This window comes from Luteimonas sp. S4-F44 (assembly GCF_022637415.1).
GTDB lineage: Bacteria > Pseudomonadota > Gammaproteobacteria > Xanthomonadales > Xanthomonadaceae > Luteimonas.
This window is the reverse complement of record NZ_CP093340.1, coordinates 1,616,823-1,636,759: the sequence shown is the minus strand read 5'-3', so window position 1 is coordinate 1,636,759 and position 19,937 is coordinate 1,616,823. Positions and strand designations below refer to the sequence as shown.

At 68.9% G+C, this 19,937-nt stretch carries 13 protein-coding genes and 1 riboswitch; of the genes, 9 read left to right on the top strand and 4 right to left on the bottom strand.

Going from position 1 to position 19,937, the window contains the following annotated elements; genetic code table 11:
* Nucleotides 1-14 precede the first annotated feature (14 nt).
* From MNO14_RS07385 to MNO14_RS07375, 3 genes are all read right to left on the bottom strand, one after another.
* A complete protein-coding gene (locus MNO14_RS07385; RefSeq protein ID WP_241946043.1) occupies nucleotides 15-1,301 on the bottom strand; it encodes an NAD(P)/FAD-dependent oxidoreductase in 1,287 nt (428 codons plus the stop codon).
* 732 nt (nucleotides 1,302-2,033) lie between these two features.
* The gene (locus tag MNO14_RS07380) at nucleotides 2,034-5,252 is read right to left on the bottom strand and encodes a multidrug efflux RND transporter permease subunit (protein WP_241946042.1); all 3,219 of its coding nucleotides are present in this window, start codon (nucleotides 5,250-5,252) and stop codon (nucleotides 2,034-2,036) included.
* 4 nt (nucleotides 5,253-5,256) lie between these two features.
* Nucleotides 5,257-6,465, bottom strand: coding sequence for an efflux RND transporter periplasmic adaptor subunit (locus MNO14_RS07375; RefSeq protein WP_241946041.1), 1,209 nt, complete (start codon nucleotides 6,463-6,465; stop codon nucleotides 5,257-5,259).
* Between the two features lie 180 nt (nucleotides 6,466-6,645).
* Here MNO14_RS07375 and MNO14_RS07370 point away from each other — a divergent pair, with 180 nt between their 5' ends.
* From MNO14_RS07370 to MNO14_RS07360, 3 genes are all read left to right on the top strand, one after another.
* Nucleotides 6,646-7,419 (top strand): TetR/AcrR family transcriptional regulator, encoded by a 774-nt coding sequence (locus MNO14_RS07370; protein WP_241946040.1) that lies wholly within the window; start codon nucleotides 6,646-6,648, stop codon nucleotides 7,417-7,419.
* Between the two features lie 56 nt (nucleotides 7,420-7,475).
* Nucleotides 7,476-8,618 carry an efflux RND transporter periplasmic adaptor subunit gene (locus MNO14_RS07365; protein ID WP_241946039.1) on the top strand — a complete coding sequence of 381 codons (1,143 nt, stop codon included), beginning with the start codon at nucleotides 7,476-7,478 and terminating at the stop codon, nucleotides 8,616-8,618.
* Between the two features lie 63 nt (nucleotides 8,619-8,681).
* Nucleotides 8,682-11,861, top strand: a complete 3,180-nt coding sequence (locus MNO14_RS07360; protein ID WP_241946038.1) for an efflux RND transporter permease subunit — start codon at nucleotides 8,682-8,684, stop codon at nucleotides 11,859-11,861.
* Between the two features lie 49 nt (nucleotides 11,862-11,910).
* Here the strand turns inward: MNO14_RS07360 and bioD are convergent, their stop codons facing one another.
* Nucleotides 11,911-12,612, bottom strand: a complete 702-nt coding sequence (bioD, locus tag MNO14_RS07355) for a dethiobiotin synthase (protein WP_241946037.1) — start codon at nucleotides 12,610-12,612, stop codon at nucleotides 11,911-11,913.
* 72 nt (nucleotides 12,613-12,684) lie between these two features.
* Here bioD and MNO14_RS07350 point away from each other — a divergent pair, with 72 nt between their 5' ends.
* The 6 genes from MNO14_RS07350 (at nucleotide 12,685) to dld (ending at nucleotide 19,898) form a co-directional block, all read left to right on the top strand.
* Nucleotides 12,685-13,167, top strand: a complete 483-nt coding sequence (locus MNO14_RS07350) for a GAF domain-containing protein (RefSeq protein WP_241946036.1) — start codon at nucleotides 12,685-12,687, stop codon at nucleotides 13,165-13,167.
* On the top strand, nucleotides 13,164-13,520 hold the full coding sequence (locus tag MNO14_RS07345; RefSeq protein ID WP_343226417.1) for a TfoX/Sxy family protein: 357 nt from the start codon (nucleotides 13,164-13,166) through the stop codon (nucleotides 13,518-13,520). Before MNO14_RS07350 ends, MNO14_RS07345 begins: the two co-directional genes overlap by 4 nt.
* 20 nt (nucleotides 13,521-13,540) lie before the next feature.
* Nucleotides 13,541-13,760: riboswitch (cobalamin riboswitch) on the top strand.
* 132 nt (nucleotides 13,761-13,892) lie between these two features.
* Nucleotides 13,893-15,764: a TonB-dependent vitamin B12 receptor gene (gene btuB / locus MNO14_RS07340; RefSeq protein ID WP_241946035.1), complete on the top strand. Its 1,872-nt coding sequence runs from the start codon at nucleotides 13,893-13,895 to the stop codon at nucleotides 15,762-15,764.
* 467 nt (nucleotides 15,765-16,231) lie between these two features.
* Nucleotides 16,232-17,035: a transcriptional regulator LldR gene (gene lldR, locus MNO14_RS07335; protein WP_241946034.1), complete on the top strand. Its 804-nt coding sequence runs from the start codon at nucleotides 16,232-16,234 to the stop codon at nucleotides 17,033-17,035.
* A gap of 11 nt (nucleotides 17,036-17,046) precedes the next feature.
* On the top strand, nucleotides 17,047-18,189 hold the full coding sequence (gene lldD, locus MNO14_RS07330) for an FMN-dependent L-lactate dehydrogenase LldD (protein ID WP_241946033.1): 1,143 nt from the start codon (nucleotides 17,047-17,049) through the stop codon (nucleotides 18,187-18,189).
* Nucleotides 18,186-19,898 (top strand): D-lactate dehydrogenase, encoded by a 1,713-nt coding sequence (gene dld / locus MNO14_RS07325; RefSeq protein WP_241946032.1) that lies wholly within the window; start codon nucleotides 18,186-18,188, stop codon nucleotides 19,896-19,898. Before lldD ends, dld begins: the two co-directional genes overlap by 4 nt.
* Nucleotides 19,899-19,937: the final 39 nt, after the last annotated feature.

Here is a 19,937-nt window from a genome sequence, read left to right as displayed (position 1 = left end):
GGCGTGCGTACAGGTCAGGTCACCGGCGGCGCTTCGGCGGCCGACCCGTCGATCACCGCGGTGGACGGGGCCCACAATGCATCGACGAAGGCCGGCGCCAGTGCAAGTGCGCCGAACGCGCCGCGCTGGGTGCCGCTGAGCACGCGCAGCATGTGCCCACGCCCGCCGGGCATGCGCCCCATCGGCAGGAACGCCACGTCGCGCGCTCGCGCAACCAGATCGTGATCGGACTGGAAGATCGGAGTCAGCCACCGGCTCCAGAACTGGTAGATCCCGACGTGCCGCGCGCGCAGCCGCTGGTAGGCGGGCAATGCATCGGCAGGCGCGTGCATGCGCAGCGCTTCGCGCAGCGCCTCGGCATCGAGCAGTGCCATGTTCACGCCCTGCCCCAGCTGCGGACTCATCGCATGCGCCGCATCGCCGAGCAGCACCCAACGGCCACGATGCCAGCGCCGGAGTCCGACATCGCGATAGCTCGCACGCGCCAGTTGGGCATGTGTCGTGATCGCATCGAGCAAGACCGTGGCCTCGGGCCAGATCGTGGCGACCTCGTCGTGCCAACGGTCGAGCGCGGTCGCCTGCCAATCGGCGAATCCGGCGATCGGCAGGCTCCAGAAGAAACTCAGCCGCGGCTCGGCATCGCCGGGCCTGCCGCCGACCGGCAACAGGCCGACCATCCGGCGCGCAGCGACGTAGCGCTGGCGCAGTTCGGCGGCGAACGGCCAGTCGCGCGCGGCCAGCAGGCACCACAAGGCGCCCCAGGGATAAACCCGGTCGTGACGTACGCCGCCGATCCGGGCACGCAGCCGTGACGCCGCGCCGTCGGCGACGACCACCAGGTCGAAAGGCCCATGGCGCTGGCCGGTCTCGTCGACCAGCCAGCGGTCGTCGGCCTCGTCGGGGCCGGTCACAGTGACGCCGGGATGCAAGGCGGTGCGGTTGTTCCAGGCGTGGTCGAGCAGTTCGAACAATGCGCCGCGCTGCATGCCCAGGCCATACAGGCGCGGGTCGAGCCCGGCGTAGCGCATATCCATGACCGCGCGGCCGCAGGGCGTTTCGCCAAACAGGCGATCCACGCGTGCGCCATGGCGCAGCACCTGCGGCAACAGGCCCATGCGCCAGAGCACCTGCAGGCCGCTGGGCTGCAGCAGGAAGCCGGCGCCCACCGGCCCCGGCGCGGGCGCGCGCTCGTAGACCTCGACTTGGTGGCCGTCGCGTGCGAGCAGCACAGCCGATGCCTGCCCGGCGGTGCCGTAGCCGACGATGGCGATGCGCAGCGGTCGGCGCGGGGATACGGACATCACGGTCATGACACGAGGGAGGCGATCGCGGCGCGACAGCATACGACCGATGGGCTCACAGACCACGCGCCACTTGTCTGCCTTTCGCGCGAGCGCACACGAAGTACTTGTCTTAAAAGTCGAAGGCGCGCTTGACTTCGGGTGGACAACGGCCTGCCGGCCGGAAGCCGCTCTTCCCTCGACAAGGCCGCTTCGCGGTCCGGCCACGCGTCGCTCGCGTGGCGTTCGCATGGAGGCGCGGCATGCCGCGCAGGCCCTCCATGCTCACCCTGCCTTGACTCGGGCGCGCGCCCGCTCCGCTTCGCGGCTCGGTCCGGCCCGGCGTAGCACGCCGGGCGTTCCCCCGCTCGCGCGGCATGCCGCGCAAACAGAGCGGGCTTACCCATGGTGCGTCCGCCGCGGCCACCGGCCGTCAGTCCGCTGCTGCCGACATTGGCAGCCAAACTTCGGTTCGGGGCAGATTCCCTGCCTGAAGAAGTTGCACACTGCCGGCCTCAGTGCGTCGTGCTGGTCGGGGATTGCGATAGCGGGCCATGGATGGCCCGCGGCGGCGAGTCAGCCAGGATGGCTGACCGAGCCGGGGAGCATTCCCCGGCCGGCGCGACGCGCGTCCCGAAGAAGCGCCGCCAGATAGAGCCGGCAGACGCAGGCTCCCCTGACTTAGGGTTACGAACGAACAAAAAAGGGCCGCCCCGCGAACGGGACGGCCCTTGGGTCATGCCACCGCGTGCGTCAGTGCGCCTGCGGTGTCTCGTTGCGTGCCTGGTGCGCGGCGATCGCCTTGGGATCGGGCTCGTCCATCTTGTCGCCGAGCACGCGCCGGACGATGACGAAGAACACCGGGATCAGCAGCAGGCCCAGGAACGTGGCGAACAGCATGCCGCCGATCACGCCGGTGCCCAGCGCGTGACGTGCGTTGGAGCCGGCACCGGTCGACAGCGCCATCGGCGTCACGCCCAGGATGAACGCGAACGAGGTCATCAGGATCGGCCGCAGACGCAGACGCGCGGCCTCGACCGTGGCCTCGCGCAGGGTCTTGCCATCTGCCCGTTGCTGGACCGCGAACTCCACGATCAGGATCGCGTTCTTCGCCGCCAGACCGATCACGGTGATCATGCCGATCTGGAAGAACAGGTCGTTCGACAGCCCCGGACGCAGCATCGTGAACACCACCGCGCCGAGGATGCCCAGCGGCACCACCAACAGCACCGCCACCGGGATCGACCAGCTCTCGTAGAGCGCGGCCAGACACAGGAACACCACGACCACCGACAGCACCAGCAGCAGCGTCTGGGTGTTGCCGGCGATGATCTCCTGATAGGACATGCCCGCCCAGTCGAAGCCGAAGCCCGGCGGCAGTTCGTCGTTGACGATGCCTTCCATCGCCGCCATCGCCTCGCCGGTGCTGCGACCGGGCGCCTGCGAGCCAACGATGTTGACCGCCGAATAGCCGTTGTAGCGGCTCAGCGACGGCGAGGCGGTGCCCCAGTCGGCCGAGACCACGTTGCTCAGCGGCACCATCGCTGGCTGGCCATTGGCGGCCGTGCCCGGCGACGGGGTGTAGAAGCGCTCGAACGACTCCGGCCCCGTCCGGTAGGGCGCATCGGCGCGGATGTTCACCCGCTTGATGCGTCCTTCCGAGAAGTAGTCGTTGACGTACACCGGCGCGAGCATCAGCTGGATCGCGTTGTAGACATCCTGCACCGACAGGCCCATCGCCTGCGCCTGGACGCGGTCGACATGCAGGCCGAGCTGCGGCGCGGCCTCGAGCGTGTTCGGACGCACGCCCACGACCGTATCGGACATCTGCGCCGCGCTGGCCAGCAGCTTGTTGCGGGCTTCGGTCAGTGCCGCCTGGCCCTGGCCGGTGCGGTCCTGCAGGTACATGTCGAAGCCGCCGAACTGGCCCAGGCCCTGGATCGTCGGCAGATTGACGACGAAGATCTGCGCTTCGGGCACCGCGCCGTAGAGCATGCCGTTGGCCTGGTTGACGAAGTCGTCGATGCTGACATCGCGCTCGTCCCAGTGCTCGAGCTCGACGAACGCCATGCCGACGTTCTCGCCCATGCCCACGAAACTGAAGCCCGAGACCTGCAGGATGTTCTTGAAGCCGGGCACGCCGCCTGTCCGCTCGCCGGTCTCCGGGTTCTCCTGGCCGCGGAAGGTCTCGTAGACGCGATCCATCGCCGCCTGGGTGCGCTGCAAGCTGGCGCCGGGCGGCAGCTGCACGATCACCATCGCGTAGCCCTGATCCTCCTCGGGCACGAAGCTGCTCGGCAGCCGCGCGTACAGCAGGCCGCAGACCAGCGCCAGCAGCACGAACACCATCATCCAGCGCGGCGAATGCCGCACGACGCTGGTGATGTGGCCGACGTAGGTGTCGTTGACGCGGTCGTAGTACTTGTTGAAGACGCGGAAGACCACGTTCTCGCGCTTGTTGCCGTGCGGCTCGTGCTGCTTGAGGAACGTCGCGCACAGGGCCGGGGTAAAGCCCAGGGCGAGAAACGCCGAGAAGCCCATCGATACTGCGATGGTGATCGCGAACTGCTTGTAGATCTCGCCCGAGGCGCCGCCCTGCAGCGCGCTGGGAATGAACACCGCGGCCAGCACGACGGTGATCGCGACCACCGCGCCGGTGATCTGGCTCATCGCCTTGATCGTCGCCTCGCGCGGCGGCAAGTGCTCCTCGGCCATGATGCGTTCGACGTTCTCGATCACCACGATCGCGTCGTCGACCACGATGCCGATCGACAGCACCATCGCGAACAAGGTCAGCTGGTTGACCGTAAAGCCCAGCGCACTCAGGCCCAGGAACGTGCCCAGCAACGCGACCGGGATCACCAGCGTCGGAATGATCGTCGCGCGCAGGTTCTGCAGGAACAGCAGCATCACCAGGAACACCAGGATGACCGCCTCGATCAGCGTCTTGACCACTTCCTTGATCGAGATCGTCACGAACGTGGTGCTGTCGAACGGCTTGAACCATTCGACGCCGGGCGGGAACGTCGCCGACAATTCGTCGAGCCGCGCGGTCACCGCCTCGGCCACGCCGAGCGCGTTGGCGCCAGGCTGAAGCATGATCGCAACCGCGCCGGTCGGCTGGCCGTTGTACTTGGTGTCGAAGCCGTAGCTCGACGGGCCGAAGTCGACCCGCGCCACATCGCCCAGGCGCACCACCGCGCCATTGGCGTCGGTGCGCAGGATGATGTTGCGGAACTGGTCGGGCGTGCTGAAGCGGCCTTCACCGGCCACCGTCGCGCTGAAGCCCACGCCGTCGGGTGCCGGGTCGGAACCGATCGAACCGGCGGCGAACTGCACGTTCTGGCCGCGGACCGCCGCCAGCACCTCGGTCGCCGACAGGCCGTAGCCCTGCAGCTTGTCGGGGTTGAGCCAGATGTTCATCGCATACTCGGCACCGAAGTGCTGGGTATTGCCGACGCCGGGCACGCGCGCGAGCTGCTCGAGCACGCGGGCTGCGATCAGGTCGTTGATCGCGTTGCGGTCTATCGACGGATCGCTCGACCGCAGGCCCACGACCATCAGAAAGCCGGTGTTCTCCTTGGCGACGACCACGCCTTGCTGGACCACCTCGCTGGGCAGTCGCGGTGTGGCGAGTGCGACCTTGTTCTGGACCTGCACCTGGGCGATGTCGCTGTCGGTACCGGTCTCGAAGGTCAGCGTGACGCTGGCCCGGCCATTGGCGCTGGACGTGGAACTGAAGTACAGCAGGTTGTCGATACCGGTGAGCTGCTGCTCGATGACCTGGGTCACCGCCTGCTCGGTGGTCTGCGCGTCCGCGCCGGGATAGGTCGCCGAGATGGTCACCTGCGGCGGCGCCACCGACGGATACGACTCGACGCCCATGTTCAGCAGCGCGATCAGGCCACTGAGCGAGATCAGGATCGAGACGACCCAGGCGAAGACCGGGTGATTGATGAAAAACTTGGGCATGGGATCAGTCCTGGTCGGCGGCGTCCGCAGCCGGCGCATCGGCGGCCGGCGCCGCTGCAGGCGCCGGAGCCTGCGTGCCGGACGGCGGTGTGGCGGCGTTGTCCGGCTTGGCCGCAGCGGCCTCGGCCGGCTTCGGGCTCACCGGCGCACCGACTTGGACGCGCTGCAGGCCGACGGTGATCACCCGATCGCCCGCCGACAGGCCGGCGTCGACGATCCAGTTGCCGCCATCGGCGCGCACCACATTGATGTCCTTGCGCACGACCTTGTCATCGGGGCCGGCGACCAGAACGAAGGCGCTGGTCGCGTCGCGCTGGACGGCGGACTGCGGCACCACGTAGATGCCGTCCTGGCGGCCCATGTCGGCGATCAGGGTCACGTAAGTGCCCGGCAGCAGGCGGCGATCGGGATTGGGCACCGTCGCACGCAGCGCGATCGCGCCGGTCGCCGGGTCAACGACATCGGCCGAGAAATCCAGGGTGCCGGTGTGCTCGTAGATCGTGCCGTCCTGCAGGCGCACCTGCACCGAGGTCTGATCGTTGCGATCGACCTGCTTGGCGCGCAGCGCCTGCATGTCCGACACACTCATCGAGAAGTTCACGTACAGCGGGTCGATCTGGTCGACCGTGGTCAGCAGGGTCACATCGCCCTGCCCGACCAGTGCGCCTTCGGTGACCTGCTGCTTGCCGGCGCGGCCTGAGATCGGCGCGCGCACGGTGGCATAGCCGAGGTTGATCTGCGCGCTGCGCACCGAGGCCCGGGCCGCTTCCAGCGAGGCCTGTGCGCTGCGCTCGGTCGCCAGTGCGTTGTCGAGGTCGGATTTGGAAATGAAGTTCGTAGGTGCCAGCTGACGCGCGCGGTCGGCGGCGGTCTTGGCATTGGTGTACTGCGCCTGGGCCTGGGCTTCGGCGGCTTGCGCGTTGCCGAGCGCGGCCTGCAACTGCGCCGGATCGATCACGAACAGCACGTCGCCTTCCTTCACGTCGCTGCCTTCGGTGTAGACGCGGCGCTCGAGCACACCGGGCACTCGGGCGCGGACGTCGGCGCTGCGGAACGCCGCGAGACGGCCGACCAGATCCTGGCGCAGAGGCTGCGCACCGGGCTGGACGGTCATCACGGTGACCTCGGGGGGCGGCGGAGCGGCCTGCTCCTGTTGATTGCCACAGGCGGAGAGCGCCGCGGCGAGCACGGCAATGGACAGGATTCGGCGCATGGGAAGCCCTGGGGGAGGAGTCGAACGGGATTTACTATACCGACCAGTATAGCTAATTCCAGCATCGGTTCACACTGTGCAGAAAGTCATTCACCGGTCGATGACACATCGGCGCGACGTGAACCTTGCTCATGTAATGAATCTGATTCACAATGTGACGCCGCCGCTGTTCAGATCCCGATGTCCGCCATCAGCCCCACCGTCGCCCGACGTCAGCGCGAGATTGCCGAGCGCGAGGTCGCGCTGCTCGATGTCGCCCAGGCGCAGATCCAGCGCGATGGGCTGATGTCGTTGCAGATGGCGCGTGTGGCCGAGGAATGCGGCTATGCGATCGGCACGCTGTACCGGCATTTCGCCAGCAAGGAAGATCTGCTGGTGGCGCTGGCCACGCGCAACTGCGTGAGCCGGGTGGAACTGTTCGAGCGCGCCGCGCACTGGCAAGGCCCCACCCGCGAGCGGATGCTGGCGGTGGTCCTGGCCGACCTGCTGATCATGCGCGAGCAGCCGGAGCATTTCCGCCTGGCGCAATTCGTCTGGACCGATATGGTCTGGGGCGCGGCGTCGGCCGAGAGCCGGCGTCGGGCGCTGGAGGCCTTCGCGCCCCTGGGCGAGCTGATCGACGGCATCGCTGCTGAGGCCCGCGCGAACGGCGAACTGCCGACGTCCACGCTGCCGATCCCGGCGCTGACGATGGGGCCCTGGATGATGTCGGTCGGCTTGCAGGCACTGGTCCAGCAGCGCGACCTGGTGGACCCGGCCGTGATCGGCCATCCCTATCGACTGCTGATCCGGCACCTGCAGTACCTGTTCAACGGCTACGGCTGGCAACCGCTGGTCGACGCCGGCGACGACGTCGCGCTCGACGCGCTGATCGACCGGGTCAGCCGCGAGGTCTTCGATACCGACTGGTCCAGCATCGCACCGGCGCTGCCCTGCCCTCCTTTCTACGCCTGACGGAACGCCCCATGTCTAGGACCGAGCCCCGACGCGCCCCGCGTCCCCGCCTCCGCATGTTCGTCGTGCTGCTGATCACCGTGCTGGTGTTCGGTGGCGTGTTCCTCGCCAAGTTCCTGTCGGGACGCGCGGTCAACGCGTTCTTCGATGACATGCCGCAGCCGCCGGTCGCGATCACCACGTTCGATGCCGTCGAGCAGGCCTGGACAACGCCGCTGGAAGCGGTCGGCACCCTGGTCGCGGTCAACGGCACCGATGTCACCACCGAGGCCGGCGGCGTCGTTCGCCGGTTATCGTTCGAGCCCGGTCAGCCGGTCAAGGCCGGCACGGTGCTGGTCGAACTCAACACCGACAACGAACTGGCGGTACTGCGCTCGAGCGAGGCGGCGGCCAAACTGGCCGCGGTGCAGCGCGACCGCTGGCGCCAGCTCGGCAACGATCAACTGGTGTCGCAGGCGGAAGTCGAGCAACGCGCCACCGAGGCGGCGACCGCGCAGGCCCAGGTCGATGCGCAGCGGGCACTGATCGCGCAGAAGACCATCCGCGCCCCGTTCGACGGCGTGCTGGGCATCCGCAAGGTCAACCTGGGCCAGTATCTGGCACCGGGGGCTGCGATCGTCAGCTTGCAGCAGCTCGATCCGATCTTCCTGAACTTCGCGCTGCCCGAGCAGCAGCTCACGCGCATCCAGGAGGGCGCGACCGTCGAGGCGCGGGTCGATGCGCTGCCGGACAGGCGCTTCGAAGGCACGATCACCGCAATCGAACCAGCGGTCGACCCGAACACGCGCAACTTCCAGGTGCAGGCGACGCTGACCAATCCGGACGGCCAGCTGCGTCCGGGCGCATTCGCGCGCGTCGGTCTGGCGGTCGGCGGTGCGCAGAAGGTGGTCGTGATCCCGCAGACAGCGGTCAGCTTCAATCCCTATGGCAACGCGGTCTACGTAGTCTCGGAGCAGCGCGGCGACGCGAACGCGGACGCGCCCAAGGACGGCGACCAGGGACCGACGCTGACAGTGAGCCAGCGTTTCGTGACCACCGGCCCCACGCGCGGCGACATGATCGCGGTGACCGAGGGGCTCAAGCCCGGCGAGCGCGTGGCCACCAGCGGCCTGCTGAAGCTGCGCAACGATGCCGTGGTGACGATCAATAACCGCGTCCAGCCGTCCGCCGACGAAGCACCGACGCCCGAGAACCGCTGACGCCGCGCGGGCTCCGGCCCGCCCGCTCCCTAGCCCGCGCCGCGATGCGCGGGGGAGACCGAGATGACATTCACCGACATCTTCATCCGCAAACCGGTGCTGGCGATGGTCGTCAGCCTGTTCATCCTGCTGTTCGGCCTGCGCGCGTTCTCCGAGCTCAACGTGCGCCAGTATCCGGAGTTGCAGAACGCGGTCGTCAACATCAGCACGACCTACTTCGGCGCCGACGCCGACCTGATCCAGGGCTTCATCACCACGCCACTTGAGCGCGAGGTCGCCAGCGCCGAAGGCATCGACTACCTTACCTCCACAAGTTCGGCCGGCGTGAGCGTGATCCAGGCCTACATCCGCCTGGACTACGACCCCAACGAAGCACTCACCCAGATCGCGGCGAAGGTCAACAAGCTGCGCAGCGAGTTGCCGGCCGAGTCCGAGGACCCGGTGATCGACCTGCAGCAGGGCCAGCAGGTCGCGGCGATGTACGTCTCGTTCGCCAGCGCCACGCTCAACGACAACCAGATCACCGACTACCTCACGCGCGCGGTCGAGCCGAAGATCGCGACGATCCCGGGCGTGCAGCGCGCCGAGATCATGGGGCCGGGCGCATTCGCGATGCGCATCTGGCTCAAGCCCGACCGCATGACCGCGCTGGGCGTCACCGCCAGCGACGTGCACGCCGCGCTGCAGGCCAACAACGTGCTCTCGGCGCTGGGCTCGACCAAGGGCCAGATGGTGGCGGTCGATCTCACCGCGCGCACCGATCTGCGCACACCCGAGGAATTCCAGGCGCTGGTGGTGCGCGAGGCCGACGGCGCGATCGTACGTCTGGGTGACATCGCCGATGTCGCGCTCGGCTCGGAGAACTACGGCTCGTCGGTGCGCATCAACGGCGCCTCGGCGACGTTCATGGGCATCTATGTTTCCCCCGATGCCAATGCGCTGGACGTGATCGCCGACGTGCGCCGGGCCTGGGACAACGAAATCGTGCCGCAGCTGCCCGAAGGCATCGAGGCGACAATTCCCTACGACAGCACCGAGTCGATTCAGGACGGCATCAACGAGGTCATCCGCACGATCGTCGAGGCGGTGATCATCGTAATCGTGGTCATCTATCTGTTTCTGGGCTCGCTGCGCAGCGTTCTCATCCCGGCGATCACTGTGCCGCTGTCGCTGGTCGGCGCGCTATTCCTGATGCTGTTGATGGGCTTCACGATCAACCTGCTGACACTGCTGGCGATGGTGCTGGCGATCGGCATCGTGGTCGACGATGCGATCATTGTGCTGGAGAACATCCACCGCCATATCGAGGAAGGCATGACGCCGTTCGACGCCTCGATCCGTGGCGCGCGCGAGTTGGCGTGGCCGGTCGTGGCGATGACCACGACGCTGGTGGCGGTGTATCTGCCGATCGGCTTCCAGGGTGGGCTGACCGGCGTGTTGTTCACCGAGTTCGCCTTCACGCTGGCCGGCTCGGTGCTGCTGTCGGGTGTGATCGCACTGACACTCACGCCGATGATGTGCGCCAAGATCCTCAAGGCGCACGGCGAGGCGAGCAAAAGCCGGTTGGAGCAATGGCTCGATCAGCGCTTCGACAAACTCCAGCACGGTTACCAGCGGCGCCTGCACGGTGCGCTGCAGACTCGCGGCGTGATCCTGGCTTTCGGCGCGGTGGTGTTGGTGTCGTGCGCATTCCTGTACATCGGCGCGCCCAAGGAACCCGCGCCGATGGAGGATGAGGGCTTCGTGTTCGCGATCGGCAGCGCGGATGCCGCGAGCACGCTGGACTACGTCGAGCGCTACACCGAAGAAATGTCCGACGTGGTGAAGCAGATCCCGGAGATCAACGACTTCTTCCTGTTCAACGGCGGCTTCGGCGGCATGGGCGGCAGCAACAGCGCGATGGGCGGTTTCGTGATGAAACCCTGGAGCCAGCGCGACCGCTCCACCAACCAGGTGCTGCAGCAGGACCTGCAGCCCAAGCTCGCCGAGATCACCGGCCTGAACATCTTCGCGCTGGTACCGCCGTCCCTGCCCTCGGCCGGCGGCGACGGCGGCGGCGAGTTCCTGATCGGCGGCATCGGCTCGCTGGCGCAGCTGTCGGAGATCGCCGACGAAGTCGTCGCGCGTGCGCAGCAGAGCCGACGCTTCATTTTCCTGGACAAGGACCTGAAGATTGACAAGCCGCGTGTGGAAGTGCAGATCGACCGCGATAAAGCGGCGCTGCTGGGCATCGACATGCGCACGCTGGCGGCCGACATGAGCGCCCTGCTCGCCGGCGGCTACGTCAACCGCTTCGCGATGCAGAACCGTTCCTACCGCGTGATCCCGCAGGTGCAGCGCGCCGACCGGCTCAACGCCGAACAGCTCGGCAACTACTACACCCGGACCCGCAGCGGCGAACTGATCCCGCTCTCGACGGTGGTCTCATTCAAGGAAAGTGCGCAGCCGCAGTCGCTCAAGCGCTTCCAGCAGCTCAATGCAGTGGGCATCACCTTCGCGCCGCGGCCGGGCGTGACCAAGGGCGAGGCGCTGCGGGTGCTCGACGAGATTGCTGCCGACGTGCTGCCGCAGGGCTACAGCGTGGACTATGCCGGCGAGTCGCGGCAGTTCAAGCAGGAAGGCACGACGATGCTGATCACGCTGGCATTCGCGTTGGTGATCATCTTCCTGGTGCTGGCCGCGCAGTTCGAGAGTTTCCGCGACGCGCTGATCATGCTGATCACCGTGCCGATGGCGATCAGCGGCGCGCTGCTGGTGCTCAATGCGCTGGCCCTGGTGTCGGGCATCCTGCAGTTCGCCGGCATCGAGGCCTTCCCCGGCATGTCGATCAACATCTACACGCAGGTGGGTCTGGTCACCCTCGTGGGCGTGATCTCCAAGCACGGCATCCTGATCGTGGAGTTCGCCAACAAGCTGCAGATCAACGAGGGGCTGATCAAGACCGAGGCGATCGAGCAGGCCGCCGCGATCCGCCTGCGGCCGGTGCTGATGACGACTGCCGCGCTGGTGTTTGCGATGGTGCCCTTGCTGATCGCCAGCGGTCCGGGCGCGGCGGCGCGCTTCTCGATGGGGCTGGTGATCGCTGCCGGCATGTCGATCGGCACCGCGTTCACGCTGTTCGTGCTGCCGGCGTTCTACCTGCTGCTGGCGCGCGACCACAGCCATGACCGCGACGCGGCCGCCGCCACCGACGCCGATGGGCGCGACGGCGATGCAGCAACACCGGTGCCGCAGGGGCATTGAGTCCACCTGGCATCCGCGGCTCGTGCCGCGGGTGCCACCCACCCTTTGATCATGATCGACGCGGCAGCGCGTCGATCCAGGCCGGATCGAGCACCAGGGCGCCGGTCTCGGGGCCGCCCCCGTCGCCGACGAACGGCAATACCCCCAGGCACGGCGCAGGCAATGCGTCGGCGAGCAGGCCGAGATAGTCGTCGGCGCGCGAGAACTCCGGATCGATCCGGTTGCCGACCCAGCCCACGAGCCGGCAGCCGTCGGCCGCGATTGCGCGTGCGGTCAGCCGGGCATGGCTCAGGCAGCCGAGCCGGAGCCCGACCACCAGCACCACCGCGCCGCCCAGCCACTGCGCCAGGTCCGCATGCTCGATGTCCTCGGCCAGCGGCGCGGCCCAGCCGCCGGCGCCCTCGACCAGCACCACGTCGGCCGTGGCGGCCAGCCGCGCGTGCGCCGCGTGCAGCAGGCCGGCCTCGACGACCACGCCGGCCGCGCGCGCGGCCAGGGTCGGCGCGGTCGCTTCGGGCAGTGCCACCGGGTTGACGTCGGCGTACGCCGGCCGGGGCCGGCTGGCGGCCTGCAGCGCCAGCGCATCCTCGTTGCGCCAGCCGCCGTCCTGCCAATCGCAGCCGCTGGCGACCGGCTTCATGCCGACCGCGCGGCGGCCGTCGGCGCGCAAGGCCTGCAGCAACGCCACGCTGGCGTGGGTCTTGCCGATGCCGGTATCGGTCCCGGTGACCAGACACGTGCGCGCGCTCATGCCGGCACGCCGGTCGAGACGCCTGCGACGACGCGGCGGGGCGGGCGCGACCCCGCTGCTACACTGCGCGACATGTTCACTTCCACACCTCTGAGCGGCAGCAAGGCCGACCAGTATGCCGCGCTCGCGGCGCAGGCCCGCGCCCTGCTGCACGGCGAATCCGACCCCATCGCCAACGCCGCGAACCTTTCGGCGCTGGTCTATCACGCGCTGCCGCACCTCAACTGGGTCGGTTTCTATTTCTATGACGGCACCGAACTGGTCGTCGGGCCGTTCCAGGGCCTGCCGGCCTGTGTGCGTATTCCGCTCGACAAAGGCGTGTGCGGCGCCGCGGCGCGCACCCGGCAGACCCAGCGCATCGACGACGTGCATGCGTTTCCCGGTCACATCGCCTGCGATGCCGCGTCGCGATCCGAAGTTGTCGTGCCGCTGGTCGCCGGCGACCGCCTGATCGGCGTCTTCGATCTCGACAGTCCACTGCCGGCCCGGTTCGACGCCGACGATCAGGCCGGGCTCGAAGCGCTCGCGCAGCTCTACGTCGAGCACGCACGTTGAGCGCGCCGAAGCTGCGCAACCTGGGCCCAAGGTCGGCGGCGTGGCTGCGGCAGGTGGGGCTGCGGACGCGCGAGGATCTCGAGGCGGCGGGCGCGGTCGAGGCCTTCGTGCGCGTGCGCCGGGCGGGCTTTCGGCCCAGCCTCAACCTGCTGTACTCGATCGAGGGCGCGCTGCTGGATTGCCACTGGCAGGACGTGCCCGAGGCGCGTCGCCTGCAACTGGCCGAGGCCGCCGAGGCGGCGACCGCGCAATTGCCCGACACGCGCGCACGGACCGCGGCCGGCCCAGTCACCACGATCCTGCACGACGCGGGCGATCGCGACGACGCGATGCCGGACACTACCGAGCGCTGAACCGGCGAAGCGCTGGCGTACAATCGCGCCTGCTTCGCGGTGACCCGGCCTGTCCGGGTTGAAACGGGAAGCCGGTGACGGGCGCTGCGAGGCGACCCCATTCCGGCACTGCCCCCGCAACGGTAAGCGTGTGCAAGCGTCGCTTCTCGCCACTGTGCCCTGCGCACGGGAAGGCGCGACGCTTGGGCTCAGAACGCCCACGCGCAAGTCCGGAGACCGGCCTCGAAGTTCCACTTGATTGCGATGCGGCGGGCATTGCGACGACGTTCCGGGCGTTTCCTGCGCCTGGACGGCGGTCCGTGCGCGCCCGTTCCCGCGATCTTCGCCAGCCCGCCCGACGCGCGTTTGATGCGCGCGCGTAAGGAGACCGCAATGCCGTTCCGCACCCTGACCATGGCGATCGCCACTGCCCTGCTCGCTCCGTCAGCGCTCGCCGCCCCCGGCGAACTCGATGCCGTGCTCGTCACCGCCAACCGGACCCAGACCGCGCTGGCCGACAGCCTCGTGCCGGCGCAGATCATCGACCGCGACGAGATCGAACGCAGTCAGGCGCGCGACCTGCCGGAACTGCTGCGCGGCCGCGCCGGCATCCAGATCGGCAACAGCGGCGGCCCGGGCAAGCTGACCTCGATCTTCCTGCGCGGCGCTGAATCCGACCATGTGTTGGTGCTCGTTGATGGCGTGCGCATCGGCAGCGCGACCGCCGGCATGCCAGCAATCCAGGACCTGCCGGTCGACCAGATCGAGCGCGTGGAAATCGTGCGCGGCCCGCGTTCGAGCCTCTACGGCTCGGAGGCGATCGGCGGCGTCATCCAGATCTTCACCCGCCGCCACGAGGGTGCGATCTCGCCGCACGCGCGGATCGGTGCCGGCAGCCACGGCCTGCGCGAAGCCAGCGCCGGCATCGGCGGCCGCAGCGGGCGGGGCTGGTTCGGCGTCGATGCGGCGTTCCAGCGCACCGACGGCATCGATGCCTGCCGCGGCTCGGCGGCGCTGTTCCAGGGCTGCTTCGTCGACGAGCCCGACCGCGACGGCTACCGCAACCGTTCGCTGAACCTGCGCGCCGGTGTGCAGTTGACCGACGCGCTGCGCCTGGAAGGCCATGCGCTGCATGCCGACGCGTTCAACCAGTACGACGGCAGCCTCTTCGGTGGCAACGAGGCCGACACCGTGCAGCAAGTGGCGGGCGGGACGCTGGTCTATGCGCCTTCCGACGTCGTGCGCCTAACCGCGCAGGCCGGCCGCGCCTACGACAAGTCGAGCACCTACTTCCGCGATGCCGACACTGGCACGCGCAGCGATGTTGGCCGCATCGACACCCGCCGCGACACCGCCTCGGTGCAGGCCGACTTCGGTCTGGCGCCAACCCAGAGCCTGAGCCTGGGCTTCGACTGGCAGGCTGACGAGGTCGACAGCGACACCCGCTACGCGGTGACCGCGCGCGACAACTACGCGACGTTCGTCGAGTACCGCGGTCGCTTCGGTGCGCATCGCCTGCAGGCGAGCCTGCGCCACGACGACAACGAACAGTTCGGCGGTCACGGCACCGGCAGCCTGGGCTGGGGCATGGACCTGGCCCACGGCTTCCGCGTCACCGCCAGCGCCGGCACCGGCTTCAAGGCCCCGACCTTCAACGACCTGTACTACCCCGGCTCCGAGAGCCCGGACCTGAAGCCGGAACGCGCCAAGAGCATGAACCTCGGGATCGCGCAGCAGGCGACCCAGTGGCGCTGGTCGTTCGACGTCTTCGAAAGCCGCATCGACGACCTGATCGTGTTCGTCTATCTGCCGCCGGACTATGTCGGTCGCGGCAGCAACATCGACGAAGCCCGCATCCGTGGCGCCGAGCTGACGTTCGCGACCACCCTCGCCGGCTGGGACCTGTCGACCGAGTTGAGCCACGTCGACCCGCGCGACCGCAGCGAAGGCGCCTACCGCGACAACCTGCTCGCCCGACGCGCGCGCAACAGTGGCCGGCTCGACATCGACCGCAGCGTCGGCGACTTCCGCATCGGCACCACGCTGCGCGGCGCCGGCAGCCGCTACGACAATCCCGCCAACACGCTCCGCGTCGGCGGCTACGGCACGCTCGACCTGCGCGCGGCGTGGGCGTTCGCACCGGCCTGGACGCTCGAAGCAAGGGCGACCAACCTGCTCGACAAGGACTACGAGACGGTGGCGTGGTATCGCCAGCCCGGGCGCGAGTACGGGCTGGCCCTGCGCTGGCAACCGTCCGCACGCTGACGCGGCGCCGGTCGCGGTCAGGATGCCCCTGCACCGACCGCGACTTGGCCGCATCGCCCGGCATCGGCGAGACCATCGGGCGTCAACACCTCGGCACGGACAGGCAATGCGACGTCTTCGTCGTAGGCGCGTCGAGCGGCATGAGCACACGGCTGGTCGCGCCCCCCTGCCAGCTCGACTATGCAAACGCGTCTCGACGGGCGGCGGCGCGGTTTCGAGGGCGTCACCGACCGTACGCTCGCCCCGCGCGTCCACTGCGAACATCGACTCGCGATGTATTGGTGTGACCAATGATCTGAGACTTTGGTCGTCTTGACGATAAATGCGCTCGTTTCGTTACACTCGTCGCACATCGCCGGCCCATCGTATTTAATTTGGTCGTACCAATTCGATCTCGAATCGCCGGCGCGAACGCGGCGATGCCTGGCCGGCCAGCACGTTGCAAGCGAACTGACATGGAGTCCCGGATGCGCCTTCCCGCCCCTGCCACCCGCCCCGATACCATCGGCGCGCGTCGCGTGCGTCTGTCCGACCAGGTTGCAGAACGCGTGCTGGCGCTGATCGATGCACGCGCGCTGCGCCCCGGCGACCGCCTGCCGCCCGAACGCGCCCTCGCGCTCGAGCTGGGCGTGTCGCGCACTGTCCTGCGCGAGGCGATCGCCCGCCTCGCAAGTCAGGGTGTGCTGCATGCGCGCCAGGGCGGTGGCACCTACCTGTGCGCGCACGACGCGCCTGCCTTCCCGCGCATCGCACCGCTGCAACCGTTCCTTGGCGTGTTCCGCAGCGATCCGGAGTACCGCTACGACGTGCTGGAGATCCGGCACGGCCTGGAGGGCATGGCTGCCTGGCACGCCGCGCTGCGTGCGACCGATGAGGACCGCGCGCGAATCGCCGAGGCCTTCGACGCGATGACGGCGCTGCACGGTCGCAACGACCCGGCCGGCGAAGCGCGCGCCGACGCCGCATTCCATCTGTCGATCGCCGAGGCCTCGCACAATCTGGTGCTGCTGCAGGTCATGCGCGGGATGTTCGACCTGTTGCAGACCAACATCTCGCAGAGCCGGGAAATGCTCTACGTCTCGGCGCGCACGTTCGAACCGCTGTTGGTGCAGCACCGGGCGATGCGCGACGCCGTTCTGTCGGGCGATCCCGAGGCCGCCCGCGCCGCCGCGCACACCCATCTTGCGTTCGTGCACACCTCGCTGCGCGAACTCGACGAGAACGAGGCGCGCCGCGCCCGTGCCTCGCGCCTGCCGCCGTCGCACAGCTGAAGGCTGCTGCCATGATCATTGCCGCCTCGACCGACTACCGCGCCGCCGCCCGGCGGCGGCTGCCGCCGTTCTTGTTCCACTACATCGACGGCGGCGCATATGCCGAACAGACCCTGCGCCGCAATGTCGCCGACCTGGAAGGCATTGCCCTGCGCCAGCGCGTGCTGCGCGACGTCGCCGACCTGGACCTGTCGACCGAGCTGTTCGGCGAGCGGTTGGCATTCCCCGCGGCGCTCGCGCCAGTCGGACTGAGTGGCATGTACGCACGTCGTGGCGAGGTCCAGGCGGCACGCGCGGCGGCTTCGCGCGGTATCCCCTTTACGCTGTCGACGGTGTCGGTGTGCGCGATCGAGGAAGTCGCCCCCGCGATCGATCGGCCGATGTGGTTCCAGTTGTACGTGCTGCGCGACCGCGGCTTCATGCGCGCCGCACTTGAGCGCGCACAGGCCGCCGGTTGCAGCACGCTGGTGTTCACGGTCGACATGCCCACGCCCGGCGCGCGCTACCGCGACGCGCACTCAGGCATGAGCGGCCCCAACGCGGCGATGCGTCGCCTGTGGCAGGCGGCCACGCATCCGCGTTGGGCCTGGGACGTGGGCCTGCACGGACGACCGCACGACCTGGGCAACATTTCCGCCTACCGCGGCACGGCGACCGGACTGGCCGACTACATCGGCTGGCTGGGCGCGAACTTCGATCCGTCGATCTCATGGAAGGATCTGGAGTGGATCCGCGCGTTCTGGCGCGGGCCGATGGTCATCAAGGGCATTCTCGACCCCGACGATGCGCGCGACGCGGTGCGCTTCGGTGCCGATGGCATCGTCGTCTCCAACCACGGCGGGCGTCAGCTCGACGGCGTACTGTCGACCGCACATGCACTGCCGGCGATCGCCGACGCGGTCGGCGGGTCGCTGAAGATCCTCGCCGATTCCGGCGTGCGCAGCGGGCTGGACATCGTGCGGATGCTGGCGCTGGGCGCCGATGCGGTGCTGCTGGGCCGCGCGTTCGTCTACGCGCTGGCCGCGGCCGGCCAGGCCGGAGTGGCGCACCTGCTCGACCTGCTGCAGCAGGAAATGCGCGTGGCGATGACGCTGACCGGTGCACGCACCGTCGCCGCTATTGGCCGCGACACCCTGGTCGCGCCGCCGCGATGACCCCACGCCTGGTCGCCCAGGGGCTGGTCGACCGGCTGCGTGGCATCGTGGGTCGCGGCCATGTGCTGACCGGCGACCGGGCAACGCGGCGCTATCGCAAGGGCTACCGCTTCGGCGACGGTCCGGTGCTCGCGGTCGTCCGTCCGGGCAGCCTGGTCGAGTTGTGGCGCGTGCTGCAGGCGGTCCTCGACGCCGGCGCAATCGTACTCATGCAGGCGGCCAACACCGGCCTGACCGGCGGCTCGACGCCGGACGGCGACGCCTACGACCGCGGCATCGTGCTGATCAGCACGCGGCGGCTGGTGGGCATCCAGTTGCTGGGCGGCGGCCGGCAAGTGGTCTGCCTGCCGGGCGCAACGCTCGACAGACTGGAGCAGGCGCTCGCACCGCTCGACCGCGAGCCGCATTCGGTGATCGGCTCGTCGTGTATCGGCGCCTCGGTGCTCGGCGGCGTGTGCAACAACTCCGGCGGCGCGCTGGTGCGCCGCGGTCCGGCCTACACCGAACTGGCGCTGTTTGCGCAGCGAGACGCCGACGGCACGCTGCGGCTGGTGAACCACCTGGGCATCGAGCTGGGCGACGACCCCGAAGCGATGCTCGCGCGACTGGAGGCCGGCAACTACCGGACCTGCGACGTCCACGACCCGCCGGACCGCGTCGCCTCCGACCGGCGCTACGCGCACGACGTGCGCGACGTCGATGCGCCCACACCGGCACGCTACAACGCCGATCCCGCACGACTGCACGAGGCCTCCGGCTCCGCCGGCCGGCTGGCAGTGTTCGCGGTGCGGCTCGACACTTTCCCGCGCGAACCGGCGACCGTGCTCTACATCGGCAGCAACGACCCCGACGATCTCACCGCGATCCGCCGTCACTTGCTGACCATGCCGGGCGACCTGCCGATCGCCGGCGAGTACGTGCACCGCGATGCGTTCGACATCGGCGCGCAGTACGGCAAGGACGTGTTCCTGTTGATCGACCGCTTCGGCACCGACAAGGTTCCGGCGGCGTTCGCGTTCAAGAGTCGGGTCGACGGCGTGCTCGAGCGCATCGGCCTGCGCGGCGCGAGCGACCGGGCGCTGCAGGCGGTCGTCTCGCTGCTGCCCGACCACCTGCCGCGCCGGCTGCGCGACTTCCGCGATCGCTATGCGCATCACCTGCTGCTCAAGGTCGGCGCCACGCAGGCGGCCGCGACCGAGGCGTTCCTCGACCGTCATTACGCCGCCGGCACATCGGGCAGCTGGTTCCGCTGTACCGCCGACGAGGGCCGCAAGGCCTTCCTGCATCGCTTCGCGATCGCTGGCGCGGCGGTCCGCTACCGCGAGGTGCACCGTCGCCAGGTCGCCGACATCGTCGCGCTCGACATCGCGCTGCGACGCGATGATCGCGACTGGGTCGAGACCCTGCCGCCCTCGATCGCGTCCGCACTCGCCGCCCGGCTGTACTACGGGCACTTCCTGTGCCATGTCTTCCACCAGGACTACATCGTCAAGGCGGGCCACGACCCGCTGGCGATCGAACATGCGATGTGGGCCCTGCTCGACGCACGCGGCGCCGAGTACCCGGCCGAACACAATGTGGGCCATCTCTACCCCGCCAAGCCGGCGCTGGCCGCGTTCTATCGCGCGCTCGACCCGACCAACAGCTTCAACCCGGGTATCGGCCACACCCCCAAGGGCGCGCATTGGACCGACTGCGACTGTCCGTGATGATCGGGCGTCCGTCGCTCCGGCGGCCCCCTTGCCAGC

Coding starts and splice junctions, on each gene's coding strand:
- MNO14_RS07385 (WP_241946043.1), bottom strand. CDS start 1,301: ATGTCCGTATCCCCGCGCCGACCGCTGCGCATCGCCATCGTCGGCTAC.
- MNO14_RS07380 (WP_241946042.1), bottom strand. CDS start 5,252: ATGCCCAAGTTTTTCATCAATCACCCGGTCTTCGCCTGGGTCGTCTCG.
- MNO14_RS07375 (WP_241946041.1), bottom strand. CDS start 6,465: ATGCGCCGAATCCTGTCCATTGCCGTGCTCGCCGCGGCGCTCTCCGCC.
- MNO14_RS07370 (WP_241946040.1), top strand. CDS start 6,646: ATGTCCGCCATCAGCCCCACCGTCGCCCGACGTCAGCGCGAGATTGCC.
- MNO14_RS07365 (WP_241946039.1), top strand. CDS start 7,476: ATGTTCGTCGTGCTGCTGATCACCGTGCTGGTGTTCGGTGGCGTGTTC.
- MNO14_RS07360 (WP_241946038.1), top strand. CDS start 8,682: ATGACATTCACCGACATCTTCATCCGCAAACCGGTGCTGGCGATGGTC.
- bioD (WP_241946037.1), bottom strand. CDS start 12,612: ATGAGCGCGCGCACGTGTCTGGTCACCGGGACCGATACCGGCATCGGC.
- MNO14_RS07350 (WP_241946036.1), top strand. CDS start 12,685: ATGTTCACTTCCACACCTCTGAGCGGCAGCAAGGCCGACCAGTATGCC.
- btuB (WP_241946035.1), top strand. CDS start 13,893: ATGCCGTTCCGCACCCTGACCATGGCGATCGCCACTGCCCTGCTCGCT.
- lldR (WP_241946034.1), top strand. CDS start 16,232: ATGCGCCTTCCCGCCCCTGCCACCCGCCCCGATACCATCGGCGCGCGT.
- lldD (WP_241946033.1), top strand. CDS start 17,047: ATGATCATTGCCGCCTCGACCGACTACCGCGCCGCCGCCCGGCGGCGG.
- dld (WP_241946032.1), top strand. CDS start 18,186: ATGACCCCACGCCTGGTCGCCCAGGGGCTGGTCGACCGGCTGCGTGGC.